The sequence below is a fragment of the Escherichia sp. AM3 genome, from assembly GCF_032029835.1.
In the GTDB taxonomy this organism is placed as follows: domain Bacteria; phylum Pseudomonadota; class Gammaproteobacteria; order Enterobacterales; family Enterobacteriaceae; genus Escherichia; species Escherichia coli.
On the sequence record NZ_JAVUPQ010000364.1, the window covers coordinates 1 to 1,040 of the forward strand.

Sequence of the window (1,040 nt, forward strand, 5' to 3'; positions counted from 1 at the left end):
AGCGTGCGTATTGCCTGAAAACACAACCCGCTACGGGGGAGACTTACCCGAAATCTGATTTATTCAACAAAGCCCGTGTACGCCGCAATGCACGGGATGGTCGCTATAAGCTGATTGGTTGATGAAATTAGGGCCCGCTCTGGCTGGCGGGTCCTTTCCGGTGATCCAGAACGTTACGGGGCGTCAGGCGCGCAGATTCTTGCTATTTATGACAATTTTCTGCGATTTGCCGTTTCCGTTCTTCTTCCTTGTAACTTATTGTTTTTACTAGAAATACCCTCTAAAAAGAAAGGAAATGACAGGTGCTGAAAACAGGCTTTTGGGTCTCCGTCATTTCCTTTCTCATTTTTATCTAAAAGTAAGCATCGAGGCCACCCCAAATGCTTATAGAGGTTATTGTGTCACTATGCGTACTGTTCAGGATTTAAAGTAGCAAGACATCTAGTTGCTTGCAGTTTTGGCGAATGATGTGAGGTTCTCTATAACAGATAATGTAACAAGTTACTGATATATTCTGTTATGGTTGACTTTAAATTTTGTTGCTCCTTCAATGAATTATTGAGGGGTAAAAATTAGGCGTGATAAGAATCGATCACGCCTATTGTTTATCTTGAAGAAATTTTAGGCAGGCTTTTTAAAAATAAATCTTTATTTCTACTTGCATCAGTTAAAAGTGTTAGGAATATTTTATCTGTAGGAGTGCATGTGCTCTTGTTTAACAGTAATTCACCAAGTTTCTGTAATCGAGAGAATTGCCCATCCTCTTGGATTCTGTGACGAAGTGTACTATCATTTTTAATAACATCAACAAATGCAGAAACCATATTAATATCAAAGTGTTCAAACATTTCCAATATTAAAGGTGCAGCCCCATTTGAATAAAAATTCTTCCTTCCATACTGATAGCTGAAACCACGATGGCCAACATAAGTTTTTGTAATGGCTGAAACAAATTCAACAATATTATCTTCAGGGACGAAACTCGAGAATGGTAATAATTGGGTTACGATTTTTTCCTCTTCTGACCAATTATCTAAAGA

Annotated in this window: 1 pseudogene; it reads right to left on the minus strand. The window is 38.4% G+C overall.

The annotated features are described in order from the left end of the window. Nucleotides 1–605: 605 nt before the first annotated feature. Nucleotides 606–1,040 (minus strand): annotated as a pseudogene (locus RTW80_RS25865) (hypothetical protein); the annotation flags it as partial.